At 54.2% G+C, this 25,253-nt stretch carries 23 protein-coding genes; 14 read left to right on the top strand and 9 right to left on the bottom strand.

Annotation, left to right across the window (positions count from 1 at the left end):
* Nucleotides 1–19: 19 nt before the first annotated feature.
* The 8 genes from KNP71_RS03185 (at nt 20) to KNP71_RS03150 (ending at nt 7,487) form a co-directional block, all read left to right on the top strand.
* Nucleotides 20–703 (top strand): hypothetical protein, encoded by a 684-nt coding sequence (locus KNP71_RS03185; protein WP_131471206.1) that lies wholly within the window; start codon nt 20–22, stop codon nt 701–703.
* Nucleotides 704–760: 57 nt separating this feature from the next.
* Entirely contained in the window at nt 761–3,022 is a 2,262-nt protein-coding gene (locus tag KNP71_RS03180) for an AAA family ATPase (protein ID WP_214829987.1), read from the top strand.
* A 30-nt stretch (nt 3,023–3,052) separates the two neighbouring features.
* The gene (locus KNP71_RS03175; protein WP_214827332.1) at nt 3,053–3,472 is read left to right on the top strand and encodes an acyl-CoA thioesterase; all 420 of its coding nucleotides are present in this window, start codon (nt 3,053–3,055) and stop codon (nt 3,470–3,472) included.
* A gap of 75 nt (nt 3,473–3,547) precedes the next feature.
* Nucleotides 3,548–4,462 (top strand): M15 family metallopeptidase, encoded by a 915-nt coding sequence (locus tag KNP71_RS03170; RefSeq protein ID WP_131471204.1) that lies wholly within the window; start codon nt 3,548–3,550, stop codon nt 4,460–4,462.
* 11 nt (nt 4,463–4,473) lie between these two features.
* On the top strand, nt 4,474–5,088 hold the full coding sequence (gene plsY, locus KNP71_RS03165) for a glycerol-3-phosphate 1-O-acyltransferase PlsY (protein ID WP_021067567.1): 615 nt from the start codon (nt 4,474–4,476) through the stop codon (nt 5,086–5,088).
* A gap of 241 nt (nt 5,089–5,329) precedes the next feature.
* Nucleotides 5,330–6,100: a DeoR/GlpR family DNA-binding transcription regulator gene (locus tag KNP71_RS03160; protein WP_058763795.1), complete on the top strand. Its 771-nt coding sequence runs from the start codon at nt 5,330–5,332 to the stop codon at nt 6,098–6,100.
* A 14-nt stretch (nt 6,101–6,114) separates the two neighbouring features.
* Nucleotides 6,115–6,777, top strand: coding sequence for a copper homeostasis protein CutC (locus tag KNP71_RS03155; protein WP_021067565.1), 663 nt, complete (start codon nt 6,115–6,117; stop codon nt 6,775–6,777).
* Between the two features lie 59 nt (nt 6,778–6,836).
* Entirely contained in the window at nt 6,837–7,487 is a 651-nt protein-coding gene (locus tag KNP71_RS03150; RefSeq protein WP_021067564.1) for a DUF975 family protein, read from the top strand.
* A 15-nt stretch (nt 7,488–7,502) separates the two neighbouring features.
* Here KNP71_RS03150 and KNP71_RS03145 read toward each other — a convergent pair whose 3' ends face one another.
* Genes KNP71_RS03145 through KNP71_RS03135 form a run of 3 tightly spaced genes read right to left on the bottom strand, consistent with a single transcriptional unit; the run spans nt 7,503 to nt 10,385 of the window.
* Entirely contained in the window at nt 7,503–7,736 is a 234-nt protein-coding gene (locus KNP71_RS03145) for a DUF2188 domain-containing protein (protein ID WP_021067563.1), read from the bottom strand.
* Between the two features lie 46 nt (nt 7,737–7,782).
* Complete coding sequence (locus tag KNP71_RS03140; protein WP_021067562.1) at nt 7,783–8,655, bottom strand: NAD(P)-dependent oxidoreductase; 873 nt, start codon at nt 8,653–8,655, stop codon at nt 7,783–7,785.
* A complete protein-coding gene (locus tag KNP71_RS03135) occupies nt 8,652–10,385 on the bottom strand; it encodes an ABC transporter ATP-binding protein (RefSeq protein WP_021067561.1) in 1,734 nt (577 codons plus the stop codon). The genes KNP71_RS03140 and KNP71_RS03135 overlap by 4 nt, the downstream gene beginning before the upstream one ends.
* A 105-nt stretch (nt 10,386–10,490) precedes the next feature.
* Between KNP71_RS03135 and KNP71_RS03130 the strand changes: the two genes are divergently transcribed.
* The 5 genes from KNP71_RS03130 (at nt 10,491) to KNP71_RS03110 (ending at nt 17,240) form a co-directional block, all read left to right on the top strand.
* Nucleotides 10,491–11,597 (top strand): exonuclease SbcCD subunit D, encoded by a 1,107-nt coding sequence (locus KNP71_RS03130; RefSeq protein WP_021067560.1) that lies wholly within the window; start codon nt 10,491–10,493, stop codon nt 11,595–11,597.
* Nucleotides 11,594–14,605: an AAA family ATPase gene (locus KNP71_RS03125; RefSeq protein ID WP_214829984.1), complete on the top strand. Its 3,012-nt coding sequence runs from the start codon at nt 11,594–11,596 to the stop codon at nt 14,603–14,605. Before KNP71_RS03130 ends, KNP71_RS03125 begins: the two co-directional genes overlap by 4 nt.
* A gap of 5 nt (nt 14,606–14,610) precedes the next feature.
* Nucleotides 14,611–15,393 carry an AAC(3) family N-acetyltransferase gene (locus tag KNP71_RS03120; RefSeq protein ID WP_214829982.1) on the top strand — a complete coding sequence of 261 codons (783 nt, stop codon included), beginning with the start codon at nt 14,611–14,613 and terminating at the stop codon, nt 15,391–15,393.
* Between the two features lie 40 nt (nt 15,394–15,433).
* Nucleotides 15,434–16,321 (top strand): alpha/beta hydrolase, encoded by an 888-nt coding sequence (locus KNP71_RS03115; protein ID WP_021067557.1) that lies wholly within the window; start codon nt 15,434–15,436, stop codon nt 16,319–16,321.
* A 70-nt stretch (nt 16,322–16,391) separates the two neighbouring features.
* Nucleotides 16,392–17,240 carry a sulfite exporter TauE/SafE family protein gene (locus KNP71_RS03110; protein ID WP_021067556.1) on the top strand — a complete coding sequence of 283 codons (849 nt, stop codon included), beginning with the start codon at nt 16,392–16,394 and terminating at the stop codon, nt 17,238–17,240.
* 127 nt (nt 17,241–17,367) lie between these two features.
* Here the strand turns inward: KNP71_RS03110 and KNP71_RS03105 are convergent, their stop codons facing one another.
* From KNP71_RS03105 to KNP71_RS03095, 3 genes are all read right to left on the bottom strand, one after another.
* The gene (locus KNP71_RS03105) at nt 17,368–17,556 is read right to left on the bottom strand and encodes a hypothetical protein (RefSeq protein WP_021067555.1); all 189 of its coding nucleotides are present in this window, start codon (nt 17,554–17,556) and stop codon (nt 17,368–17,370) included.
* Nucleotides 17,557–17,619: 63 nt separating this feature from the next.
* On the bottom strand, nt 17,620–18,150 hold the full coding sequence (locus KNP71_RS03100) for a biotin transporter BioY (protein ID WP_214829979.1): 531 nt from the start codon (nt 18,148–18,150) through the stop codon (nt 17,620–17,622).
* Nucleotides 18,151–18,389: 239 nt separating this feature from the next.
* Complete coding sequence (locus KNP71_RS03095) at nt 18,390–19,586, bottom strand: helix-turn-helix domain-containing protein (protein ID WP_214829976.1); 1,197 nt, start codon at nt 19,584–19,586, stop codon at nt 18,390–18,392.
* Between the two features lie 195 nt (nt 19,587–19,781).
* Here KNP71_RS03095 and KNP71_RS03090 point away from each other — a divergent pair, with 195 nt between their 5' ends.
* Nucleotides 19,782–21,236 carry a glycoside hydrolase family 1 protein gene (locus KNP71_RS03090; RefSeq protein ID WP_131471200.1) on the top strand — a complete coding sequence of 485 codons (1,455 nt, stop codon included), beginning with the start codon at nt 19,782–19,784 and terminating at the stop codon, nt 21,234–21,236.
* 68 nt (nt 21,237–21,304) lie between these two features.
* Here KNP71_RS03090 and argH read toward each other — a convergent pair whose 3' ends face one another.
* The 3 genes from argH to KNP71_RS03075 all read right to left on the bottom strand — a co-directional run bounded on the left by argH (nt 21,305) and on the right by KNP71_RS03075 (nt 25,166).
* Entirely contained in the window at nt 21,305–22,687 is a 1,383-nt protein-coding gene (argH, locus tag KNP71_RS03085) for an argininosuccinate lyase (RefSeq protein ID WP_029595377.1), read from the bottom strand.
* Nucleotides 22,680–23,891 carry an argininosuccinate synthase gene (locus KNP71_RS03080; protein WP_029595378.1) on the bottom strand — a complete coding sequence of 404 codons (1,212 nt, stop codon included), beginning with the start codon at nt 23,889–23,891 and terminating at the stop codon, nt 22,680–22,682. Before KNP71_RS03080 ends, argH begins: the two co-directional genes overlap by 8 nt.
* A gap of 126 nt (nt 23,892–24,017) precedes the next feature.
* Nucleotides 24,018–25,166 carry a CapA family protein gene (locus KNP71_RS03075; RefSeq protein WP_251132737.1) on the bottom strand — a complete coding sequence of 383 codons (1,149 nt, stop codon included), beginning with the start codon at nt 25,164–25,166 and terminating at the stop codon, nt 24,018–24,020.
* Nucleotides 25,167–25,253: the final 87 nt, after the last annotated feature.

The raw sequence follows: 25,253 nt of genomic DNA, 5'->3' as shown, positions 1-25,253 counted from the left end.
AAGATTGGGAGGGCATTCTATGAAACAACATGTTAAAAAGCGATTGAGTTGGGTGATTTTTGCGGGAATCCTCATTGTCGGCGCCCTGCTCGCCTATAACTTTTACTCGATCATGAACTTGAAAGACGACGAGGGCCGCGTCAACCGGGCCGAACCGTTTTATACATCCGTCGTAATCGGCTATGAAGAGAAAAAATTGCCGGAAAACGGCGAGACGTTGGAAGTTCGTGAATATGAAGTGACATACGATGAGGACGGTCACTTCGTGTCCGAGGTCGTGGAGGGCCCTAACGTTGGTGCCCGGGCCGAGTGGGACGGAACCGTTTATCGTGAGTTCAACCCGGACGGCGAGGAGACAAACAGTCAAGAGACGAGCTCCGGTGCCGTGGCTCCGCACCCATTCTTGTCGCGCGCGACGAATGAACAGATTCGTAAATGGCTCGACGATGGGACGCTCGGTTCGAGCGAAGGTGATGTCGATATCATCGGACGGACCGCGCAAGCGTTCGTCAAGAAAGAGTCACCTGAAGCTGTCCCGGCAGAATGGGTCGAAAAGTACCCATCGATATTCAGTGAGGACGACAATGAAGAAGCGGTCACGTATTACGTCGACGCGAACGAGCGAATCTTGCTCGCTGCCGAATCACGAAACAACGGGAAGTTGTTCCATTCGATTCGGATGACTTCTTTTGAATCACGATAATCCGGCGAGGAGCAGACTAAAACGTCGGCTCCTTTGTCGTCTAAAAAGGAGAATACTATGAAACAGATCACCTTGGATCAAGTGCAATCGGACTTGACGGCGTGGGAAGCGGGTGGACGCATCGAGGAAGCGGCGCTATTGTCTTACGCCCATTGGTCGCGCGCGACCGGCCACCGTCAAGAGTTGATTCGCACCTTGACGCTCCTCGCAACGAAACGGTTCGAAGCGCGCCAGACTATCGACCCGTTATTACATCGTTGGGTCAAGGAATTGGAGTCGCTCAACGCATTACCGCCAGCTCTCCGCGTCAGTCAATTATACGAAGTGTTGCGACGTCATAAACAACATTTGCACGTCGAATGGCCGAAATTACGTGAGGCGGATTACGCGTCGATGAAAGTCCAAATTTTAACCGAATACGAAGCGAAGACGTCGGAACTGCTCGAGCAACTTGAACAGCTTCACGACGAGATTGACCGTGCCAAATCCGACCTTCGGGACTCGGAATTCAAAGGACAGCTCGAGCGGTTATTCCTTGTCGTCATCGAGACGATGCAAGAAGTGGCCGCACTCGAAGATGACACGGCCTCGCTCTTGGCATCGATGCAAGGCAATTACTTCAGCCGTGAGGCGTTCCACCGTTTCGGTGAGCGGGTCGGGCTCGTCAAACAGCGACTCGCCATGATCGTCGAACATTTGCCGGAACAGACGGAACAAGTTCGGTCGAGCGCGATTGAATCACTCGAGGCGATGATCGGGCTCACGGACGTGAAGCAACGTGTCAAAGCGTGGTACCGCTTCCTCTTGTTCCAAAAAGAACGGGAGAATGCAGGCTTCTCGTCCAAACACCAACCTTCGCTCCATCTCGTGTTCACGGGAAACCCAGGCACCGGTAAGACGACGCTCGCGCGTCTCATGGCCGAGATATATTTTGAGCTCGGTCTGCTCGCCCGTCCCGACGTCGTCGAAGCGGATCGGTCGAGTCTCGTCGGCGCGTTCGTCGGACAGACGGAAGAGCAAGTCATGAACAAAGTGAAAGAAGCCGAGGGCGGAGTCCTGTTCATCGACGAGGCGTATGCGCTCAAACGTCAGGATGCGAGCGGGAGTGACTATGGACAGGCAGCCATCGATACGCTCGTCGCCGCGATGACGAGTGGTGAGTACGCTGGAAAATTCGTTGTCATCCTCGCCGGTTATCCGGAAGAGATGCGTCACTTTCTATTGGCCAATCCGGGACTACGTTCGCGTTTCCCGGAATCAAACCATTACGAGTTGCCGAACTACAGTGATGACGAACTCGTCGCCATCGGCGAGAAAGTGGCCGCGGAGAACAATTACGTCCTGACGGTCGAGGCGAAGCGCGCCTTGATTGCGCGGATTGACCGGGAACGGGTCGACGCCACGTTCGGGAACGCGCGCACGGTGCATAACATTTTGCTCGACGCCATGTTCAAAAAAGGGTCCCGCTTCGGTGCCGATGCTCCGCTCGACGAGATGGCCTTGTTGACGGAGCTCGATTTCGAGATGGATGCGACCGAGGACACGTCAGTCCCGACGCTCGACGACTTGGTCGGGATGGAAGAGGCGAAACGGCAACTGCGTGAAATCGAGGCGCTCGTCACGATTCAAAAACGGCGCCGCGAACTTGGATTGAAGACGGCTCCGGTCCAACTTCATGCCGCACTCGTCGGCAACAGCGGAACAGGGAAGACGACGTTCGCTCACCTGTATGCCCAACTGTTGAAGAAAACCGGTTATTTGAAACGGGGACACTTGAAAGTCGTCAGTCGGGCCGATCTCGTCAGTGGCTATGTCGGCCAGACCGCCCAGAAGACGAAAGCGGCCATCCGCGATGCGCTCGGCGGAGTGTTGTTGATTGACGAGGCTTATAGTTTGAACGGCGGACCAAACGATTACGGTCGTGAAGCAATCGATACGCTCGTCGACGAGATGCCGAAGCACGGGGACAACCTCGTCGTCGTCATGGCGGGATACGAGGCGCCGATGCGGCGATTGATCGAGTCGAATCCTGGACTGAGTAGTCGGATTAAGCGCACCATCCAGTTCGAGGATTACTCGACCGACCAACTCGTCGAGATTGCCAAGACGTATGCCGAGAAATTTGGCTATACGTATGACGAGACGGTGGAGCAAGCGCTTAAAGAGCGATTGTCTGGTATCGACCGGCCAAACGCGAGGACGGCGCTGTCGTTGATTGATGAAGCCATTGCGAGACAGTCATACCGTTTGATTGAAGGACAAGCTGAAACTGACGACTTGAATCATATTTTAGTAGTAGATATTAAGACCAAGTTATAATATAATGACCTTGAAAGCGAGGACGATTTAATGCATATGATTCAGATTCCGGTCCGCTACCAAGAGACCGACATGATGGGCATCGTCTATCATGCGAACTATTTAGTGTATCTCGAAATCGCTCGTACTGAATTATTGCGCGAGCTCGGGGTCGAATATAAAGACATGGAACAGGCGGGCTTCGTCTCTCCGGTGACGAACGTCTCGGTCGACTATAAGAAGAGCGTCACGTTCGGCGATACGGTCCACGTACGGGTATGGGTCGACAGCTATTCCAAAATCCGGACCGTCTATGGCTATGAGTTGACCGATCAAGACGGACATCTCGTCGGTTCGGCGAAGACGACCCACGTCGTCGTCAAACAGGGCGACTTCAAGCCGGTCCGTCTCGACCGCGAGTTTCCAGAATGGCATGACATGTATATGCGTGTCATGAGTCCCGTCACATAACAGTGGTTCTTTTGTACCGTCAGTATGGTATCATATCTTGACGGTATTTTTTGTACAAAGAAAGGGGAAGATCGCATGCGAAAACCATCTCTGTTGATGGTATGCTGCGCCTTGACGCTCACATTGGTGGGCTGTACCACAAGCGACCAAAGCAAAACGGAAGAAGCCGAGAACAAACCGGCCGACACCGAACAACAATCAGAAACTCCGGCCGATACGCCGAAGGATACAGAAGACGAAGTGGTTGCAGAAGCTCCGGCACCTGAAGCCGAGCCCCCGGCAGAAGACGAGCCTGCGGAAGAACCGGCAGCAGACGAACCTGAGGCCGAAGAAGTACCTGTTGTGGAAGCACCGCCTGTAGAAGAACCGGTCCAAACGCCGAGCCAGCCGCTCGAACAAAACGGGACGGCGAACGTGAAACTCGATACGCTCATCCTCGTCAATAAACAAATCGCCTTGCCGGCCGGTTACAAACCGACCGACCTCGTGACGGCGAATATCGATTTTGTCGACACGGCGTCCGGGGAGCGGAGAATGCTCCGTAAAGAAGCGGCACAGGCAATCGAAAAATTGATGGCCGGTGCGAAAGCGGCCGGAATCGATTTGAAAGGGACGAGCGCGTTCCGTTCATACGACTATCAAGTGCAATTGTTCAACGCCTATGTCGCCAAAGACGGAAAAGAACAAGCGATGAAGTATTCGGCGCCGCCGGGTCATTCAGAACATCAGACGGGACTCGCCATCGACGTCTCGAGCGCCTCGGTCGGGTATCAATTGACACAGAGCCTTGAGCAGACGAAAGAAGGCAAGTGGTTGGCCGACAATGCCCATACGTATGGGTTCATCGTCCGCTATCAACGCGCCTATGAGGCGGAGACGGGTTATATGTTTGAACCGTGGCACTTACGCTACATCGGGGTGGAGCATGCGACGAACGTTCATAAGACGAACGTCCCGTTTGAACGCTATCTCGAGCAATCCATGAATTAAGGGGAATCGCGATGCCTTATTTGACAGAAATCATCATTATCATCATCAGCTATCTACTTGGTTCAATCCCGTTCGCCCTCCTCGTCGGTAAGCTCGGCTATAAAGTCGATGTCCGCGAGCACGGGAGCGGGAACTTGGGCACGACGAACACGTTTCGCGTGCTTGGGAAGAAAGCGGGTACGATCGTCCTACTAGGGGATATGGGGAAAGGCTTGGTCGCGGCTTTATTGCCGCTCCTATTCGGGAGCGAAATGAGTCTGCTCCTCGCCGGGATTCCGGCCATCATCGGCCACTCTTATCCCATCTTCGCCAAATTCAAGGGCGGAAAATCGGTGGCGACGAGCGCGGGGATCCTGCTTGCTGCGTTCCCATGGTTTTTCGTCGTCGTCGTCGGCACGTTCATCGTGACGTTGCTTATTTCAAAGATGGTGTCGCTCTCGTCGATGGCCGCCTCTGTCGTCGGACTCGTGACCGTCGTCGCCTATGGCATCATCGCCAAAGACTGGTTGCCGCTCATCGTCATCGTCCCGCTCGCCTTGTTCATCATTATCAAGCACCGTTCGAACTGGCAACGAATCCGTGCCGGCACGGAACCGAAAGTGCCGCTGTTCCAAAAGCGAAAGTAACGATCGATGACCATCCTGCTCGATATACAGAGAAGGATGGTCATTTTTTTCATGTAAAAAACGAGAAGTTGAAACCTCAACCCTCATGATGAGGCTGTCTTTTTGTGGATTTCCGTTGATTTTTGCCGAAAAGTTCGAAAAAAGTGTTGGATTTGCCCGTTCTTTACTTTCTGTTTACGTTAAATTTACATCCGTTCGCTACACTGAAAAAGGAAGCGATATTTGCGGAGGAGGCAGGGAAGTGTCTTTAATTGGAGAAGAACGTAAACAAAAGATTGTTGAATGGATTGAGCGGGAAGGAAAAGTGAAGACGAGCGAGTTGATCGAACGGTTGAACGTCTCGGGGGAGTCGATTCGCCGCTACTTAGAAGAGCTTGAGAAAGAGCATCGCATCAAGCGGGTGTATGGCGGGGCGGTGCTCCATCAGAGCGTCTCGTTCCAACCGATGATGATCTCGAACATGGACGGGATTCGTCGCATCGCCTATACGGCGTTTCAGCTCGTCGAGGATGACATGTTGCTGTATATCGGACACGGCGTCGCCCCAGAACAAGTCGCGGCCAGACTTCGCGGACGAAATTTGACCGTCGTCACTCCGTCGCTCATGGTCGCCAAGGCGCTCTTTGAGCAACGCGCCAAGGGCGTGTTTACTGGCGATATCCAATTGCTCGGTGGGACGATTGATCCGAAACATCTCGTCACCGTCGGCGAGCACGTCCTGCAGCAACTGAAGGCGTATGTGTTCGATATGGCCTTCCTGTCCGTCGAGGGCGTCGATGCCTCACTCGGATTGACGTGTGATGCCCATGGTCTCTCGACCGTGACGCAGGCGGTCCTCGATCAATCGCGTCAATGTTATTTGCTCGCCGACCATACCCAGTTCAATCAACAAAAACGCTATCGGGTCTCCGACTTTTCAAAGGTGACGACCATCATCTCTGATTTTCCGGAACCGACGGATTGGAAGCGCGCCTTGGCGGAGCATGAGGTCGAGTGGCGCTTCGCACCATAAGGAGGAGGGATTTCATGATTGAAGTGATTGTGACGACATTGACCGAAGCCAAAACGGCGGAGCGGTTCGGGGCGGATCGGCTCGAATTGATTGCCGATTTGCCGGCCGGCGGGACGACACCGAGTTTCGGGACGATTCGTAACGTGCTCGAACAGGCTACCATTCCTGTCCACGTCATGATTCGGCCCCATGCGGACTCGTTCGTCTATAACGAGGAAGATGCAGAGACGATTTTGGCGGATATCGGTCTTTGCCGTGAACTCGGGGCCGATGGCATCGTCTTCGGAGCCTTGACGAGCGAAGGGCGTATCGATGAGGCGCTGCTCGGAGAAGTGATTAAACATAAAGGCGAGATGGTGCTCACGTTCCATCGGGCCATCGATGACGCGGTCGACTTGATGGACGCGATCACGGTGCTAAACGACTTCCCAGAAGTTGACCACGTCTTGACGTCCGGAGGACAAGCGACGGCACTTGAAGGCATAGACCGATTAAGTGCGATGCATGAGGTGGCGGAGATGAACATCCTCCCGGGTGCCGGCATCACGGCCGACAATGTGGCGCAACTGATCGACCGGCTAGGCGTTGATTTCGTCCATGTCGGAAGCGGGGTACGGACCGAGGGCCGCTTGGATGAGCACAAGTTCAAGGCAATCAAACAACAGATGGCACGCTAAAAACAGTCGGCTGACTGTTTTTTTGCTATAATGAAGAAAACGATACTGTAGGTGAAGTCATGCAATCATCAGTCTATAAACAATTTGCCCTTCGGATGTTGTCCGGCAACTGGGGCATCTCGCTGCTTGCGGTCGTGGCGACGATGCTCGTTCAGGCGGTCATCACGACGCAGCTCGATTTGGAATCGACCGACCCGAGCATCCTGTTCGTATCAATCGGTCTGCTGTACGGTGCGACCGTCTTGCTCGCCCCGCTCGAACTTGGCCGCAACTGGGTGTTCCTCGATATCGCCAAAGCCGAGAAACCTTCATTCGGGCTCTTGTTCGATGCATTCGGTTCGCTCAAAGATTACGTCCGGGCGGTCACGTATTATGCCGTCTTTTATCTCGGGTTGAACGTGCTCATGTTGTTCTTAATCGTCCCGGGCGTCTGGTTCTATTTGACGTATCGGATTGTCCCGTTCGTGCTACGAGACCAACCGGAACTGTCTGCGTTTCAGGCGATGCGAGAAAGTCGGCGTCTCATGCGCGGCCATAAACGGACGATGCTGCGCTTGTATGCGAGTTTCATCGGCTGGTATGTGCTCGTCTTGTTCACGGGCGGATTGGCCTATATTTTCGTACAGCCTTATATCAACACGGCGCTCGCCGGGTTATATGTTGAAATCAAGGCAGCGACAGACGCAAACGAACAACCGGTCGGCTCATGAGCCGACCGGTTGTTTTTATGTTCCGTGCCGATCCGACTTTTGTGGGTCAGGAGCGTCACGAAACTCAGATTTCTCTTCTTTTGAGGCATGTTCATGCCATTTCTTCGCTTGTTCCGTGGCGATTGGAATCGCCTTTTGATCGGAGTAACCTTGGGCGAGCAAGGCGTTGGCGATATCGATGGCTTTCTTTTTGACGAGTGGGTCGAAGTTCTTCAGTGATTCCGGATAGTCTTTCATATTCCATGGCATCTGTAATCGCTCCCTTCTGTACTACTAATTCCACGAGCGGGACGATTCAAACGTCCTGATGCATGTAGTATTCGATGAGCGCCTGCGTCCCGTTCTCGCCGTAGCCGTTCTCTTCGAGGATGGAGTACAGTTTATACGCCAACTCGAGGCTCGGTAGTTTGATGTTCAACTGTTCGGCGCTCTCGAGGGCGAGTTTCATGTCCTTCAGGAAATGCTTGATGAAGAAACCAGGAGCATAGTCCTCGACAATCATCCGGGGAACAAGGTTCTCGAGCGTCCAGCTGCCCGCGGCACCGCCCCGAATCGTCTGGCGCAATTGATCGGGATTGAGCCCGGCCCGTTTCGTGAAGGCGAGCATTTCGGCGTTGCCCATCATGATGCCGGCGATTGCGATTTGATTGGCGAGTTTCCCATATTGGCCGCTTCCGGCATACCCCATCCGTTCAATCGATTGGCCCATCGCCTCGAACAGCGGGCGCGCCTTCGTGAAGGCGTATTCGCCGCCGCCGACGAGAATCGACAACGTCCCGTTCTTGGCACCGACGTCACCGCCCGTGACCGGTGCGTCGAGCGGGAGCAAGCTGCAGTCGATTGCGGCATCAGCGATCCGTTCGGCCAGGAGTGGCGAAGACGTCGTCATATCAATGACGAGCGTTCCTGGCTCAGCCGATTGCAAAATCATACCGTCCCCGAAATAAAGACTCTCGACGTCAGACGGATAGCCGACGATGGTGATGACGGCATCGGCGTTTTGACAGACGGCTTCGACCGAATCACACCAACGGACACCTTCCGCCAATAAATCAGTCGCTTTCTCTTTCGTCCGCGTATACGCTTGGACTTCGAATCCCGCCTTCATTAAGTTTCTGACCATCGATTGACCCATCACACCGAGTCCGATAAATCCGACTGTCTTCATAGTTGATTGCCTCCTAAAAGTTGTTGTTTCACGAGTCGTTCATAGAGCACGTTATCCCGAAGCAACTCTTGATGTGTCCCAAGCCCGCTGATGCCGCCGTCCTCGAGCACGACGATTTGATCGGCATGTTGGACGGTCGAGAGCCGATGGGCGATGACGAGTGTCGTCCGTCCTGTCATGAGCCGGTCGAGCGCTTCTTGGACGACACGCTCGGATTCCGAGTCAAGGCTTGATGTCGCCTCGTCGAGCAATAAGATTTGCGGGTCACGTAACAGCGCCCGAGCGATGGCGAGCCGTTGGCGCTGTCCACCAGATAGCCGGACGCCGCGCTCGCCGATTTCCGTATCGAGCCCGTCCGGCATCGCCTCGATGAACGACCAGGCGTTGGCCATATCACAGGCGTGACGAATCTCATCCTCGGTCGCGGTCCGGGTCAAGCCGTATAAGATATTTTGCCGCACCGTCCCGGATAAGACGGGCGAATCTTGGGCGACGTAGCCGATGACTTGTCGCCATTCGTTGCGGCCGTAGGTTGAGATGTCCCGGTCCCCGTAATGGATGTGTCCGCTCGACGGAAGGTAGAACTGCTCGACGAGGGCGAACAGTGTCGTCTTGCCGGCACCGCTACGTCCGACGATGGCCGTCGTGGCACCGAATGGGACGGTGAGCGACACGTCGTCAATGACAGGTTGGTCGCCATAGCGGAACGTCAGGCCCTCGAACGAGAGCGACGACTGTCGAATCGTCGACGGCTCATCCGTGTACGGTTCCGGCTCGATGGCGAGCAGCTCGGAGATTCGTTCGGTGGCCCCGCGTGCTTTTTGGAGCCGAGTGATAAACTCCGTCATCGTGATGAGCGGCGTGATGATTTGGAACAAGTACAGCATGAACGCGAGCAACGAACCGGTCGATAAGGCACCGGTCGAGACGCGATAAGCCCCGAAGCCGAGAATGGCGATCAGCATCGCCGTCAACGTGACGTTCAGGAGCGGAATCAAAATCGCTTGAATCCGTCCCTCGCGCACACCGAGGCCGAAGAGACGCTCAATGCGTCGTTTTCCTTCTGCGACCTCGACGGATTCGGTCGCCTGTGATTTGACGAGCCGGATCTCTCCGAGCAGTTCAGCGAAAAACCCGGACAAGTCACCGAGCTCATGTTGCGTCGCCTTGGCGATTTTCCGAAGTTTACGCCCGAGCGGGATGACGATAAGAAGTGTCGTCGGCACGGAGAACAAGATGACGAGCGTCATCTGCCAATCGAGCGTGAACAAGATACCGACGGCGCCGATGACCGAGACGAACGACGTCAAGAGACGGACGCTCTGTTCGGACAAGAGCTGCTGCAACGTCGTCGTGTCGTTATTTAACCGTGAGACGAGATCCCCTGATTTGACGCCGTCATAGAACGGGATTGGGAGGGCGACGAGATGCTCCCATAACGTCGTCCGCAAATTGGCGACGACCCGTTGTCCGACGATATGTAGCCAATAAATCGAAATCGCACTCGAGACGACTTGGATGAGAAACGCCGTCACGAAGATGGCGACGAGGCGGGCGTCGAGCGCGGCCTCGCTCCAATTGTCGACGACGCGTTGCAAGATGAGCGGGATGGCGAGTGAAGCCATCGCTTGAAGCAATGAAATCAATACGGCACCGATAAACAGACCTTTCGGTGGTTGAGCGACACGGAACAAGCGCAGAAAGGCTTGCCATGTAGATGTGGACTCCATGATACGTCCCCCTTTCCTATTAACTTTCGCTGTTTCGAAAACAAGTGTCAAGACGTCGAATCGTACACCGGAATAATGCTAGAATGGAATCAGAGGTGAAGTCGCATGAAATGGATACATACGGCCGATTGGCATTTAGGTAAAATCGTCCACGGCCGCCATATGACAGAAGAACAACAAATCATTTTATTTGAGTCTTTTTTACACATCGTCGACGAGGAGAAGCCTGATGCCATCGTCGTCGCCGGTGATTTATATGATCGGGCCGTGCCTCCTGTCGAGGCCGTCGATCTGCTCGATGAGATGTGGCGCGCGCTCGTCCTCGAGCGGGGCATCCCCGTGCTCGCCATCGCCGGCAATCATGATTCGGCCGAGCGGCTCCAATACAGCTCCAAACTATTGACGAAAGTCGGTCTCCATATCGTCGGGAAGGTTGACCCGGGCACAGGGCCGATTGTCGTGAACGACATCCCATTTTATTTGATGCCGTTCCTTGAGCCGGCGCGCATCCGTTATGCGTTCGGCGACGAGTCGATTCGGACCCATCATGACGCACTCGCCGCAGTCATCGACTCATACGGGGCGATTGAGGCACGTGCGGTCGCCGTCGGCCACAGTTTCGTCGCCGGTGGACTCGAGACCGATTCCGAACGGCAGCTGTCCGTCGGGACGGCAGGGCAAGTCGCCAAAGGACTATACGCGCCGTTCGGCTATACGGCACTCGGACACTTGCATAACCGTGACGCCATCCGCGACGACCGGGTTGCGTACAGCGGCTCGCTCATGAAATATTCGTTCTCCGAGGCGTCCCATGTGAAATCGGTCGACGTCATCGAATGGGACGGGACATGGACACGCCGTCGGCGCCCGCTAAAAGCGCGACGAGATTTGCGCATTTTGACCGGGACGCTGAACGAGCTACTCGACCCGTCGTTTTATCAAGATGAGGCCGTCGACGACTATTTGAAAATCGTCTTGACCGATGAACGTGCGTTATTCGACCCGATGGCGAAATTACGGACCGTCTATCCGAACATCTTACACCTCGAACTCGAGTTGTTGCGTCGCCAAGACCAGACGTCCCGCTTCGAACGTGAGAAGCTCGAGCGGCAATCGGTCGAGGATGTATATATGGACTTCTTTAAAGCCGTCCACGGCCGCGATGTCGATGCGACGGTGCAACGCTTCTTAGAAGGGGAGGAATCGATTTGAGACCGGAACAATTAACCATCACCGCCTTTGGTCCTTACGCCGAGACGGAACAAATCGATTTTACGCAGCTTGAAGGACGTTCGATGTTCGTCATCAGCGGCCGGACCGGTGCCGGAAAGACGACCATTTTTGACGCGATGACGTTCGCACTCTATGGCCGGGCCAGCGGGGCACTCCGGAACGCCAGCGATTTCCGAAGCCAATATGCGGACCCGGAACGGAAGACTGAAATCGACTTCACGTTCACGATTCGTGATGAACGGTATCGGCTCGTTCGTCAGCCGCAACAACCGCATCCGAAAAACAAGACGCCGATTCCGCACGAGGCGGTGCTCTATGAATGGAAAGAAACATGGAAACCGTTGGCAACGAAAGTGAACGACGTCGAACAGACGATTGAATCGTTGTTGCAGCTAAGCTATGAGCAGTTCAGTCAAATCTTGCTGTTGCCGCAGAACCAGTTCCGTCAGCTCCTCGATTCCGATTCGACGAAGAAGCAACAGATTCTGCAATCAATCTTCAAGACGGAGGCGTACCGCGCCTTTCAGGAGGATTGGATCGAACGTTACGGCAAGTACCGCAAACGCGTCGAATGGGCGGTCGAGACGACGCGTTTAAAACTGTTGGAACTCGAAGACGAGGCCGTCGAGGACATGTCGACCCGCAACTTGCCTGAAATCGTGACGTGGCTCGACGCCCGGGAGGAGCGACTCTTGGCGGCGCGGGACACGTTACAGGCTCAGCGCCGGACTGGTGAGGAACGACTCGAGGCGTTGCGACGAGAAGTGAATCAGGCGACCGCGCTCGCCGAGTTGATGGAAGAGCGGGACGTGCGCGCAACCGCGCTCCAAGCATTCCGCCAAGCGGCACAAGCACGCGAAGAACGCCAGGCGCTCATCTTGCGACTTGAACAAGTGGCGAGCGTCAGCCCGCTCTATCAACGTACCGAAACGGTGCGTCACGATATCGAACGGTTGACCCGTGAACGCGATGTATCCCGTCAACGAGACGAAGGCTACACGAGACAGTTGGAGGAGTTGAAGGCAGAAGCAGAGGCCATCACGACCATGCGCCAGGAGGCAGACCAAGCCACAAGTCGCGTCAATGCGATTGACGAGATGTTGCCCTATGTCGATGAATGGCACCGGGCCACTAGACGTCGGGATGACTTGAAACGCCGGTTGGAGCCCCTCAGTCTGTTCTCAGAAGAAGCGCGTCTCCAGGAGCTCCAAGCGACCGAAGGCGAACTTGCGGCTAAACTGGAACACGCACCGGCCCCAGACCAACTCGTCGAGGCCGAACGACTGTATAGTCAGCTTCAACATCAGGTTCGACTCGAGTCGAAAGTGGCAGAGGTCACGGAACGACTCGGTGCCTGTGAACGCAACGGGAAGGAAGTCCAACGACAATTCACCGCCCAGACGAAACAGGTCGACCAATTCGTCGAGGCCGAGCATGCGCTCATGGCCGACACGCTACGCGAGCATCTCGAAGCGGGAGAACCTTGTCCGGTCTGCGGTTCATTGACCCACGGACACGTCGAGCGAACGGGGACGTCCATCGACCAAGCTGGTCATCGCTCAGCCGTTGAGACACTGAAACGGATTGAGGCCGACCTCCATGAAGCTCGGGCGGATTATCGGGCGCTCAAACGCCAACTCGATGAACTGATCCGTGAACGCGATCTCGCTCGACTTGAGTTGAAGCTCGATGGTGCGGCTGACACTGCGATGCAACACCAAGACGCCCGCATCCGTCAGTTGCGTCAAGAAGCCGAAGAACGACAACGGATGGAGCGTCTCCTGCGGTCGACCACAACCGAATTGAAGCAACTCGAGACGGCGAAGCGTGTGCAGGCTGAAGAACGACAGAAGTTGTTCGAACAGCTCCAAACCGTCCAAGAGAAGCTTCAGTCGATGCGTCAACCGGATGGGACGACGTTAGAGATGTTGCAGACCGAGCGGAATCAGCTCGCGACGCGACTCGCTCACATCGAACGAAACGTGGAGACGTATGAACGTCGGCTTGAAGAATTGAATCGATTGAAGTGGGGGGAAGCGGAGCGACTCCGTCTCCTTGGCGAACAACTCGAGTTCGAACATGCTCGTCTTTCCGAAGCGACGGCTGAACTGGAGGCCGCTTTCGAGAGAATTGAGTTGACTGAAGCTGTGTTCAAGGAGTATCGCTTGCGCGTCGAGCAACTGCCCGAACTACGCGAGCGCCAAGCGACTGAGCTTGAGGAAGGTTTCCGGCTCGAACACGCCGTCAAGGCGCTGAACGAGAAAATCGGGGACCGTCCGCGACCAGACCTTGAACGGCTCCAGGAGAAGTTGCACGAAGAGGGCCGTTCGTTCGAAACGCTGTCCGAACAACTCGTGACGGCGGACGGACAATTGAAACGCCATCGTCACATCGTCGCCGAATGGAACGCGTTACGGGAGAAGACGGATGAGGATCAGCGGAATCTGGAGACGGTCAAATTGATTGCCGACACCGGACGTGGCCTGAATCCGCAAAAATTGACGTTCGAGACGTACGTGCAGACGGCGTTCTTCGATCAAATTCTCCATGCGGCCAACGTCCATCTCGATCAAATGACGAGCGGACAGTTCCAATTAGAGCGAAAAATTGAGACGGCGAAAGGAAATGCCAAGTCCGGTCTCGAATTATTAGTCTTTGACGCCTATACCGGCCAGTCACGCCGGGTCCAAAACTTATCGGGCGGCGAAGGGTTCAAGGCATCGCTCTCGCTCGCCCTCGGATTGGCCGAGGTCGTCCAGCAGTTGAGTGGTGGGGTCAGTCTCGAGACGATGCTGATCGATGAAGGCTTCGGGACGCTCGACGCCGAATCGCTCGATCAAGCGATTGAATTGCTCATGTCGCTGCAATCGAGCGGCCGGCTCGTCGGGGTCATCAGCCACGTCCAAGAATTGAAAGACCGGGTCGACGCCCGGATTGAAGTCAAGAAATCAAGGAGCGGATCAACGATCCAGCTCATCGTGGAGTGAGATCGATGAAACATATGGAAACGAAAACAACGTTAGTGGCCCATCTGCAAGAGGCGGGCATTCGACGAGGGGACGCACTATTCGTCCACACGTCGCTATCAAAACTTGGCTGGGTGTGCGGCGGGCCCCAGACGGTCATCGAGGCGCTCCAAGAAGCGGTCGGACCGGACGGGCTCATCATGATGGCGACCCAGAGCGGGGATAATTCAAATCCCGCTGAATGGGAAGCCCCACCGGTCCCGGTCGAATGGTGGCAGACCATCCGTGATGAGATGCCAGCGTATGACCCGGCGAAAACAGCGACCCGAGGGATGGGGCGTGTCCCAGAGCTGTTCCGCTCGTATCCGGTAGTGTTCCGGAGCGATCACCCGATGTGGTCGGTCGCCGCGTGGGGACGGGACGCCGAACACATCGTGGCTGGACATACGCTCGACGTCGGCTTCGGGCCAGGATCGCCGATTGAACGGATGATTGACCGCGATGCGAAAATATTACATCTCGGTTCGCCGCTCGATGCGACAACGTTATGGCATTATGCCGAATACGGGATTGAGGGTCCGGTGAAGCCGTTCGAATGTGCGTTAGTGGAGAACGGTCAACGGGTGTGGAAGACGTTCGAGCATACCGACGTCAACAGTGACCCGTTCGGTGCCATTGGCGAGAATATCGTCAAACGTGCGGACGTCAAGACGTTCACGATTCACGAAGCGACATGTTACGTCATCCCGTCTGAGACGTGGGAGCCGGTACAACATGCGCTCGTCGCCTTACGGAGCTGGCTCCGGTGAGACGGCTGATGCGAACTATACTTAGGAGAGGGGCACTGCGATGAATCGCTGGGTCAAATATATGGGAATCGCCGTCGGCGTGTTGGTGCTCGTCGCGTTTCTTGCCGTCGTGGGCATCTCGGCCCACATTGGAGATCAATTGACGTCACCTGAACGGGAGACGTTGACGTTCACCCCGAAGACGCTAGGCGTCAAGTATGAGAACATCACGATCGAATCAGAGGATCAACAGGATTTATACGGCTGGTGGATCCCGCACCCGACGCCGCGTGCGACGATTGTCTTTGCGCATGGCTACGGGAAGAACCGTGAACAATCCGATTTGCCGCTCAAAGAATTGATTCCGGAATTCCATGAGCAAGGGTATCAGTTTTTGACGTTCGACTTTCGCGGCTCCGGAATTTCAGAAGGGGATCGCGTGACGGTCGGGGCGAAGGAGCAATCTGACCTTGCTGCCGCCATCGCGTACGCGAAAGAGCGCTCGGACGGGCCCATCGTCTTATATGGGGTTTCGATGGGTGCCGCGACGGCACTCGCGACGGCTGACGAGACCGATGTCGCCGCCGTCATCGCCGATAGCCCGTTCAGTGACCTCCGCGGCTATCTCGAGACGAATCTGCCGGTATGGAGCGATTTACCGAACTTCCCGTTCACACCGGTCATCATGACGGTGACGCCTTGGTTCACGGGGCTCGACGCGGATGTGGTCAAACCGATTGACGATATGGCTCAAATCGAGGCACCGGTGTTATTGATTCATAGTCAAGGTGACGATGCCATTCCCGTAAGCGAGAGCGAGCAATTGGCCAAAGCCGGCGAGGATGTCGAACTGTGGGTGACCGAGAATGATGGGCACGTGCAGTCGCATCGCTCGTTCCAAACCGAATATCGCCGGACGGTATTCGAATTTTTAGAGCGTGTGTTGTAAGTGAGGGGCGCAACATGCGCTCCTTTTTTGTTATGATTAGTTATGAAAAGGAAAGAAAGAAGGTTTGTTCATGGACGTCACAGCATTACTATCGTTTCTTTTGCTCGGAACGCTCATCGGAATTTTGAGCGGATTCTTCGGCATCGGGGGCGGGATTTTACTCACGCCGCTCTTGCTCGTCTTCGGATACGAGGCGAGCGCGGCCATCGCCCTCAGTCTCATGCTCACGCTCGGGTCGACGACGGCCGGTACGATCTCCCATATCAAATTAAAGAACGTCAATCCGAAACACGCCCTCTTGATTGGCGCGTTCGGGGTCGTCGGGACTTGGGTGGCGACGCCGCTCGTATTTTATCTGGAGACACTCGACGGCGCGAAGCCGGTCATCTCGCTCGCCTATATCGCGCTGTTGACGTATTTCGCCGTCTCGTTCTTCCGGTCGAAACAGCACGAAGAGGGTAGCGTCGGTTCGGAGTCGGTCCCACGCCTCGGGTTCATCGGGTTGTTCGGCGGATTCATCTCGTCACTTATGGGTGTCAGCGGTGGGTTCGTATTGACGCCACTTCAAGTCAAGTTACTCAACACCGAGATGAAACGGGCCGTCGGGACGAGTATCGCCGCGGCGTTCCTCATCGTCGTCTCGGGCGTGATCAACTATGCCGTTGCCGGAGCCGATGCGAACTATTGGCACGGCTTGGCGCTCATCGCCGGTGCGATGATTGGTTCACCGATCGGGGCGAAACAGTTGCAGCGGTTCAGTTCGCAACTCGTCAAAAAGGCGCTCGGTGGTTTCTATGTCGCCGTCGCCATCAGTGTCGCCCTCAATTTGCTCGGTTATAACGATCTCTCGCTCGGACTGCTCGTCGTGCTCGCACTCTCGTTCATCGTCGCGCTGTTCATCCGACCGCGTTTGAAGTGATCCCAAACCCTCGTCTACGGACGGGGGTTTGTTTGTGGGGATATACTAAGGCTATTCGATCGATGCGACGTACCGAGCATTCTTAACCAGTTCAGCACAGTAAAAAACCCCGTCCGAGGACGAGGTTTTAACGTCTGGCAATATGGTCAATGTTTTCTTGAATCTCTCCGACTTTACTTTTCGCTTCCCGCAGACGTCGTTCGAACGCCTCGATATCGCGCTTCTCGTGCCGCGTCTCGTCTTTCCCGCGTCGTTGTCCTTTCGGAAAGCGATGGGTCGCTTTAGCCAAACGTTTTTTAAACGTCGAATCGCTCATAAGGACACCCCCTTCCATACTATATACGTTCCACCTATACTTTCCGCTGAAACGTTTGAACCTTCAAGAGGCGAGGGTTTTGCGCATTTGAGGGTTAGTGGACACTTTATAAGCGGTAGCTGCCGCCAACACTGCTTTGATTAAGTCGCCGATGATGAACGGAATGTTCACTTTGAGCGCATCGATGAACGTCATGCCAAACACGGCTTGCAAGCCAAGACTGCCGAGCAAATAGACAAGACCGAGTCCAAATAAGACGTTGTAGCCGATGAGGGCAGGGAACGAACGATGCCGTTCCGATGACCAGCCAATCAAAAAGGCCGCGATTGGGAAGGCGAGCAAGTATCCGACCGTCGGACCGACGAACGGGGCAAGTCCGCCCGAACCGCTGAGTACTGGAAGGCCGATTAAGCCCAGCAAGAGATAGACGATGACGGCGAGTCCGCCTTTTTTGGCACCGAGGACGGAAGCGACCGTCATGATACCGAGCATTTGCAGCGTAATTGGGACCGGACCGATTGGGATGGCAATCGAACCGATGCTCGCGAGCAGCGCGGCACCGATAGCAATTTGTGTCATATCATGAATTTTCACTATGTAAACCCCTTTTCTGTTAACGTTGACTAAAGTTAGGTTAACATCATCGTAAGAAGTTGGCAAGTACTAAACTAAGTACCTGGTCGTATACAGCTTGAGGCTACAAATTCAGCTTGAGGCTACAAATTCAGCTTTAGGCAGACACTCCAAACCTCGGCGTATTGAGGATGTTTTTACGCCTACGGACACTTTTAACGTTGAGCGTGAAACTAATTCCATATGTTGGAGATTCAAATTCACATCGTTGGCATGTGCTCGTGTTGCTTGAATTGTTTGGGAGTCGTGCCCGTGTAGGTTTTAAAGACTTTTGTGAAATGGCTCTGGTCGTGGAAATTAAGCCATGTGTAAATTTCAGAAAGAGAGGAATCGGTGTACTTTAACAGTTTTTTGGCTTCCGCTATTTTTTCTCGCAACACATACTCTGTGAACGAAAGCCCGACTTCTTTCTTAAACAGGGACGACAAATAGTTGGGATGAAGATTCACGAATCGAGCAACGTCTTGTAAGGTGATGGCGTCATACAGATGTTTAAAGACGTACGACTGGCATTTGATGATTGGGGCGCTATGTCGAAGCTGTTTTGATTTGTTGACTTGATCCGTGAATTCACATAACGCCTCCTTGGTGTAACGTTGTACAGCTTCAATCGTTCGAAGTTCTTCGGCCCCTTGGATATAGTGATCGCTCATCGTATATGCCGTTTCCGGATGAAGTCCTCCTTCAATCGCATAACGTGTCGCTAACGTGATGGTAGAAATATGGAGGTTTTTTTCATTTCGCAAAGTGCTCTGTTTGGAGAGCACCCCGATTCGTCCATCTCGGTCGGGTGATGCCAGTCGCTGAAGTAACTCTTCCTTCTGACCTTCCTTGACACACCGTAACGTCATCCGTTCCGATTGATACGTCGCGTGGAATGCAATGTCTTGTCTGTTTTTGAACAGCTCTCGTTCATAGGTTTTCGTATCCTCGGTTGTCGTGCGACGCTTGGACGAATCCCCATCTAGGACGACATCGGACGTAGAAAGTCGTCTCGTGGTCAAAATCGAGGTCGCGAGCACGGCTACATGTAGTAGGTCTTGTCGCGAAAAAACAGGCAAGCCATTCGTAAAACTATTCGGTTCCACTTCTGCCGAATCCAGACACGGACCGAGAATGAAAAGGCCAATCGGCTGCTCGTTGTCGGTGATGACCAACGTCACGACCTGTTCGTTCGAATTGAGACGACGCCAAACCGGTATGTTAGAAGGCTCATTTAAGAGAGTTAACCGCTCCAGAAGTTGACGTAGAGAAGGGGGAATGAATGATGTTTCTGGATACGCCATCTGCAACGATAATCGGTCATTGTAAAATAACACGGACAGATGGGTAGTCTGATGCAACAACCGGCACCAATACGTGTAATCCTGATTCGTGTCTCTCTGATTCACATCCATCAAATCATCTCTCCTATCAATCGGGTGTATCTGCAAATTGTATTATAAATCTACTAAAAATGATAAATAAATACAAAAAAAGCCGAATGGGAATGAGTACACTACAAGCAAGCAGAAATGCAAACGGTTACAGAGTCGAACATGGACTGCTAGACCGTATCAAAAAAGTGTTCAATGAAGAGAGGAGTATTACATATGAGTACACATCGATTTCCAGAAGGCTTTTTATGGGGTGGCGCAACGGCGGCCAATCAATTAGAAGGAGCTTACAAAGAAGGAGGGAAAGGTCTATCCATTTTCGATATGGTGACATTCGTCCCTAAAGAAGCGCGTACAGCTGAAATCGAGATGGACGTGAAGAGTGAAGCCGAACTTGAGCGACTGTTAGCGGCTGATGATGGGGCGAATTTCCCAAAACGTCGCGGCATCGATTTTTATCATCGCTATGAAGAAGACATCGCTCTCTTCGCCGAGATGGGTTTTAAGACGTTCCGGATGTCGATTTCATGGCCTCGGATTTTCCCGAACGGGGATGAGCTCGAACCAAACGAAGAAGGGCTAGCGTTTTATGACCGCGTCTTTGATGAGCTGCTCAAGTACGGGATCGAGCCGCTTGTGACATTGTCGCATTATGAATTGCCGCTCACACTCGTCAAAAAATATAACGGCTGGGCGGACCGTCGGCTCGTTGACTTGTTTGTCCATTACGCAGAGACCGTCTTCACTCGTTACAAGGATAAAGTAAAGTATTGGCTGACGTTCAATGAGATTAACGTCTCGACGATGTCAGCATACATCGGGAGTGGGATTTTAGTCGATCGCGTTGAGAATGTGGAGGCGACTGTGTACCAAGCGCTTCATCATCAATTCGTGGCGAGTGCTCGTGCCGTGCGCGCATGTCATGAGATCATTCCAAATTCTCAAATCGGCTGTATGCTCGCCCGAATGGAAGTGTACCCGGAAACGAGTAATCCAGACGATGTGTTAGCTGCGCTCGAAGAAGATCAAAAGAACTTGTTCTTTACCGACGTGCAAGCGCGCGGATATTATCCGAGCTTCATGTTAAGCTATTTCGACAAACATGATATCTCGATTGAAGTGCTGCCAGGAGATGAAGAGATTTTGTCACAGCACACCGTCGACTTCATCTCCTTCAGCTATTATATGTCGATGGTCGCCAGCGGTGCCCCTGAGAAGGCGAAACAAAAAGGAAACTTCTTCAGTGGCATCAAGAATCCTTATTTGGAGGCGTCCGATTGGGGATGGCAGATTGATCCGAAAGGGTTACGCATCACCTTGAAGAAGATGTATGACCGTTATCAGATGCCGTTGTTCATCGTCGAGAATGGATTGGGCGCATACGATGTCGTCGAAGCAGACGGTACAATCAACGATGACTACCGGATCGAATATTTGCGGGCCCATATCGAGCAAATGGGACAAGCGATTGAAGAAGGTGTCGACTTGATCGGGTATACGAGCTGGGGATGCATCGATCTCATCAGCGCAAGTACGTCGGAGATGTCAAAACGTTACGGCTTTATCTATGTCGATCAAGACGACTATGGCAACGGCACGCTCGAGCGAAAGAAGAAAAAGTCATTTGATTGGTATAAGCAAGTGATTGCATCGAATGGTGAACAATTGTAATCAACGGAGTCATCAACATGAACAAGCGTCCATTCCTCGCGGAACGGACGCTTGTTTTGATTTATTCGTTACACGTTGGTCGGTAACTTGGCTTTTGCTTCGCTCAATTGCGTACGGACGGAGTCGAACCCTGTTCCGCCGTAGCTGTTGCGACGTTTGACGGCCGTCACCGGAGAGAGTGCCTCGTACACGTCCTGTTCAATCAATCCAGAGTGGGCATGATACGTCTCAATCGGCAGCTCCGCCAAATACAGACGATGATCGATACAGTAGCGGACGAGTGTCCCCGTCACTTCATGCGCCTCCCGGAACGGCATGCCTTTTGCCGTCAAATAGTCGGCGAGCTCGGTTGCGTTCGAAAAATCGCGCTCGGTCGCTTGTTTCATCGTGTCCGTGTGGAACGTCATGTCTTGAATCATGCCGGCCATGATGCTGAGGCTCCCTTGGAGCGTCTTGACGGTGTCAAACATGCCTTCCTTGTCTTCTTGCAGGTCTTTGTTATAGGCGAGCGGCAAGCCTTTCATGATGGTCAGAAGCCCCATCAGATTACCGACGACCCGTCCCGATTTCCCGCGGACGAGTTCGGCCATGTCCGGGTTCTTCTTCTGAGGCATCATGCTCGATCCCGTCGAGAACACGTCAGAGATCGTGATGAACCGATACTCTTCACTGCTCCAAAGAATCAACTCCTCGCAGAACCGTGACAAGTGCATCATGAGGAGCGACGCGTTCGATAAAAATTCCAAGATGAAATCACGGTCGCTGACGGCGTCCAGGCTGTTTGGATACACGTTGGCGAAGCCGAGCAACTCGGCCGAACGGTGGCGATCGATCGGGAACGTCGTCCCAGCGAGAGCCCCGGCACCGAGCGGGCTCATGTCGATCCGTTTCAAGCTGTCACCGAAACGCTCCTTGTCGCGCTCGAGCATCCAGAAGTAAGCGAGCAAGTGATGGGCGAGCGACACCGGCTGGGCCCGTTGCAAGTGCGTATAGCCCGGCATGATCGACTCAACGTTTTGAGCGGCGTGGTCATAGAGTGCCGTCTGCACGGCTTCAATCCCTTCGATTGTCTCGAGGACGCGGCGCTTCAAATAGAGGTGCATATCGGTCGCGACCTGGTCGTTCCGGCTACGGGCCGTGTGCATCTTTCCAGCGACGGGCCCGATCTCTTCATGCAACAACGCCTCGAGGTTCATATGAATATCTTCATGGAAGACGTTAAACGTCAATTCGCTCGCTTGTGCCTTCTTGGCTAGGGTCTTCAGACCAGCGACGATTTGCGCGACTTCATCTGCTGTCAAAATATGTTGCTCCCCGAGCATCGTCACGTGGGCGATGCTCCCTTCGATATCTTCTAACACGAGCTGGGCGTCGAAATGAATCGAGGCACCGAACTCGTCGACCCATTCACTGGCCGTCTGTTCGAACCGGCCGCCCCATAGTTTACTCATGCACCATCGTTCCTTTCTCTGCGAGCACTTCCGCTTGCACTTTCGTCGGCAGCCCCCAAAGTTTGATGAAGCCGACGGCCGCTTGCTGGTCGAACGTGTCGGCTGACGTGTATGTCGCGAGGTGCTCGTCATAGAGCGAGATCGGTGACTTCCGTCCGTCGACGATGGCCTGTCCTTTGAATAGTTTCATCCGGACCGTACCGGTCACCGTCTGTTGCGTCTCATCGATGAAGGCGAGGAGTGCTTTCGTCAATGGTGAGTACCAGAGACCGTTATAAATCGTCTCTGTCAACTTCTGTTCGACGATCGGTTTAAAATGGGCGACTTCCCGGACGAGTGTGAGCGCCTCGAGCGCCTGGTGTGCGGTGATGAGCGTCATCGCGCCCGGTGCCTCGTACACTTCCCGCGATTTGATGCCGACGACCCGGTTCTCGATATGGTCGATTTTCCCGATGCCGTGGGCCCCGGCGACGATGTTCAACTGCTCAAGAATGGCTGTGAACGTCGCCGCTTGTCCATTGATGGCGACCGGTACACCGGCGTTGAATTCGATTTCGACATAGGTCGGTTCGTTCGGTGTGTCTTCGAGTTGCGCCGTCAATTCATAGGCGCTCGCTGGTGGAGCGGCCCAAGGGTCTTCGAGGATGCCGCATTCGACAGCCCGGCCCCAAATGTTTTGGTCGATCGAGAACGGTTCTTCTTGGACGATTGGGATTGGGATACCGTGCTCGGCCGCATAGGCGATCTCTTCTTCCCGCGACCATTTCCACTCCCGGACCGGGGCGATGATTTCAAGCGACGGATCGAGCGCATGGATCGACACTTCGAACCGGACTTGGTCGTTCCCTTTCCCCGTGCATCCGTGAGCGACGGCGATGGCACCTTCGGCTTGTGCGACCTCGACTAGCTTCTTCGAGATGAGCGGGCGCGATAGGGCAGAGACGAGCGGATAGACGCCTTCATACATAGTATGTGCCTGCATCGAGTAACGGGCGAAATCGTTGACGAATTCATCGACCGCATCGATGACGACCGATTTGACGGCCCCGACTTTGAGTGCTTTCTGTTGAATGCGTTCCAAGTCTTTTCCTTCGCCGACGTTCAAACAGCAGGCGATGACGTCATACCCTTGTTCATCCAACCATTTGATTGCGACCGATGTATCAAGTCCACCTGAATAAGCTAATACGAGTTTTTGTTTCATTTCCTTACACCCCTTACACATAATTATTCATCTGTATTTATAAATATACGAATTACTCTAACGTATGCTTCGCCGTAAAGCAACCTTTTTGGCGAAAAAAAAAGAATCACTTGTGAAAGTGATCCTTCATTGGACGATTTCGAGCTCTGGCATCCACTGCGACATATGTTGGCTCGTGGCCTCGAACAGCTCCGGCTTGGCCGACTGTAACGGGACGACCTCGAACGGACCGTCGGCACTTGTGCGGCGGGTGAACGTCGGATAGAACATCGGGTTGGCGAGTTCGAACGTCGTCTCATCCGCCTCGACCGTCTTGACGACATCGATGCCGACGATGCCACCTGTATTCCGGTCGTCCCCTTGTTGTCCGGACAGGAAGTTGCCGAGCGAGTAGGCGACGAACGTCCGATTGCCTTCGGCGCCATCCACCCAGGCGACCGGTTGGAGGACGTGGGGATGGTGGCCGATGATGAGATCGACCCCGAGGTCGGACAGTTGTTGGACGAGCGTCTGTTGCGCCTCGTTCGGGACCGTCTCGTATTCGTTACCGAAATGAAGCGAGACAACCGTGATATCGGCCGCTTGCTCGGCCGCTTCGATTTCAAGGGTCATCGCCTCGAGATCAATGTAATTGACGTGATACGGTTGTTTCGGAACGACTCCATTCGTCCCGTACGTATAGGCGAGAAAGGCAAATGAGATGTCATTCTCGGTCAGCGTCCGAAGCTCGGACTTGTCCGCCTCCGATAAGAATGAACCGGTGTACGGCATGCCGATCTCGTTCCAGTGCGCGATTGAATTCTCGATGGCCGTGACACCCCGGTCGAGCGTATGGTTGTTCGCCGTCGTTACCAAGTCGACGCCAGCGTCTTGGAGCGCATCGCCGACCTCATACGGACTGTTGAAGGCGGGATAACTCGATAAACCGATTTCACTGCCCCCAATCATGCTCTCTTGGTTGGCGATGGCGATGTCGGCCTCGGTCAAAATCGGAGCGATTGGTTCGAAGGCGGCGGTGAAATCATAGCCGTCTCCGCGCTTGGCGGCATTATACACGCTGTCGTGCAACAAGATATCGCCAATCGCATAGAGCGACGTCGTCGTCACGACGGGTTCTGGCTCTTCAGGAACAGGAGCCGGGGCTTCCGCCTCCGCCTCTGGTGCCGGGGTCTCCGTTTGCTCCGTAGACGTCTCGACGTCAGCGGTCGCACAGCCGAACAGAAAGAGGAGGGGCAAGGTCAACATGGCTTGTTTATACGGGATTACTCGTTTCAACGGACGAGTCACTTCCTTTCGTGTGATCCAAACTGGTCTACTCAAGTCATTCGCCATGGAAGAAGAATGTCCTTGTCAGGGCACAAG

The organism is Exiguobacterium sp. s56 (assembly GCF_018618255.1).
GTDB lineage: Bacteria > Bacillota > Bacilli > Exiguobacteriales > Exiguobacteriaceae > Exiguobacterium > Exiguobacterium chiriqhucha.
Note: the sequence above shows the minus strand (reverse complement) of the source record. Positions and strands in the feature narration are given on the sequence as shown.

Excerpts from the sequence above, each read along its gene's own strand:
- KNP71_RS03095 (WP_214829976.1), bottom strand. The coding sequence starts at position 19,586 with ATGGATGTGAATCAGAGAGACACGAATCAGGATTACACGTATTGGTGC.
- KNP71_RS03130 (WP_021067560.1), top strand. The coding sequence starts at position 10,491 with ATGAAATGGATACATACGGCCGATTGGCATTTAGGTAAAATCGTCCAC.
- KNP71_RS03180 (WP_214829987.1), top strand. The coding sequence starts at position 761 with ATGAAACAGATCACCTTGGATCAAGTGCAATCGGACTTGACGGCGTGG.
- KNP71_RS03145 (WP_021067563.1), bottom strand. The coding sequence starts at position 7,736 with ATGCCATGGAATATGAAAGACTATCCGGAATCACTGAAGAACTTCGAC.
- KNP71_RS03115 (WP_021067557.1), top strand. The coding sequence starts at position 15,434 with ATGAATCGCTGGGTCAAATATATGGGAATCGCCGTCGGCGTGTTGGTG.
- KNP71_RS03170 (WP_131471204.1), top strand. The coding sequence starts at position 3,548 with ATGCGAAAACCATCTCTGTTGATGGTATGCTGCGCCTTGACGCTCACA.
- KNP71_RS03135 (WP_021067561.1), bottom strand. The coding sequence starts at position 10,385 with ATGGAGTCCACATCTACATGGCAAGCCTTTCTGCGCTTGTTCCGTGTC.
- KNP71_RS03120 (WP_214829982.1), top strand. The coding sequence starts at position 14,611 with ATGAAACATATGGAAACGAAAACAACGTTAGTGGCCCATCTGCAAGAG.
- KNP71_RS03110 (WP_021067556.1), top strand. The coding sequence starts at position 16,392 with ATGGACGTCACAGCATTACTATCGTTTCTTTTGCTCGGAACGCTCATC.
- KNP71_RS03150 (WP_021067564.1), top strand. The coding sequence starts at position 6,837 with ATGCAATCATCAGTCTATAAACAATTTGCCCTTCGGATGTTGTCCGGC.
- KNP71_RS03155 (WP_021067565.1), top strand. The coding sequence starts at position 6,115 with ATGATTGAAGTGATTGTGACGACATTGACCGAAGCCAAAACGGCGGAG.
- KNP71_RS03080 (WP_029595378.1), bottom strand. The coding sequence starts at position 23,891 with ATGAAACAAAAACTCGTATTAGCTTATTCAGGTGGACTTGATACATCG.
- argH (WP_029595377.1), bottom strand. The coding sequence starts at position 22,687 with ATGAGTAAACTATGGGGCGGCCGGTTCGAACAGACGGCCAGTGAATGG.
- KNP71_RS03140 (WP_021067562.1), bottom strand. The coding sequence starts at position 8,655 with ATGAAGACAGTCGGATTTATCGGACTCGGTGTGATGGGTCAATCGATG.
- plsY (WP_021067567.1), top strand. The coding sequence starts at position 4,474 with ATGCCTTATTTGACAGAAATCATCATTATCATCATCAGCTATCTACTT.
- KNP71_RS03185 (WP_131471206.1), top strand. The coding sequence starts at position 20 with ATGAAACAACATGTTAAAAAGCGATTGAGTTGGGTGATTTTTGCGGGA.
- KNP71_RS03175 (WP_214827332.1), top strand. The coding sequence starts at position 3,053 with ATGCATATGATTCAGATTCCGGTCCGCTACCAAGAGACCGACATGATG.
- KNP71_RS03090 (WP_131471200.1), top strand. The coding sequence starts at position 19,782 with ATGAGTACACATCGATTTCCAGAAGGCTTTTTATGGGGTGGCGCAACG.
- KNP71_RS03105 (WP_021067555.1), bottom strand. The coding sequence starts at position 17,556 with ATGAGCGATTCGACGTTTAAAAAACGTTTGGCTAAAGCGACCCATCGC.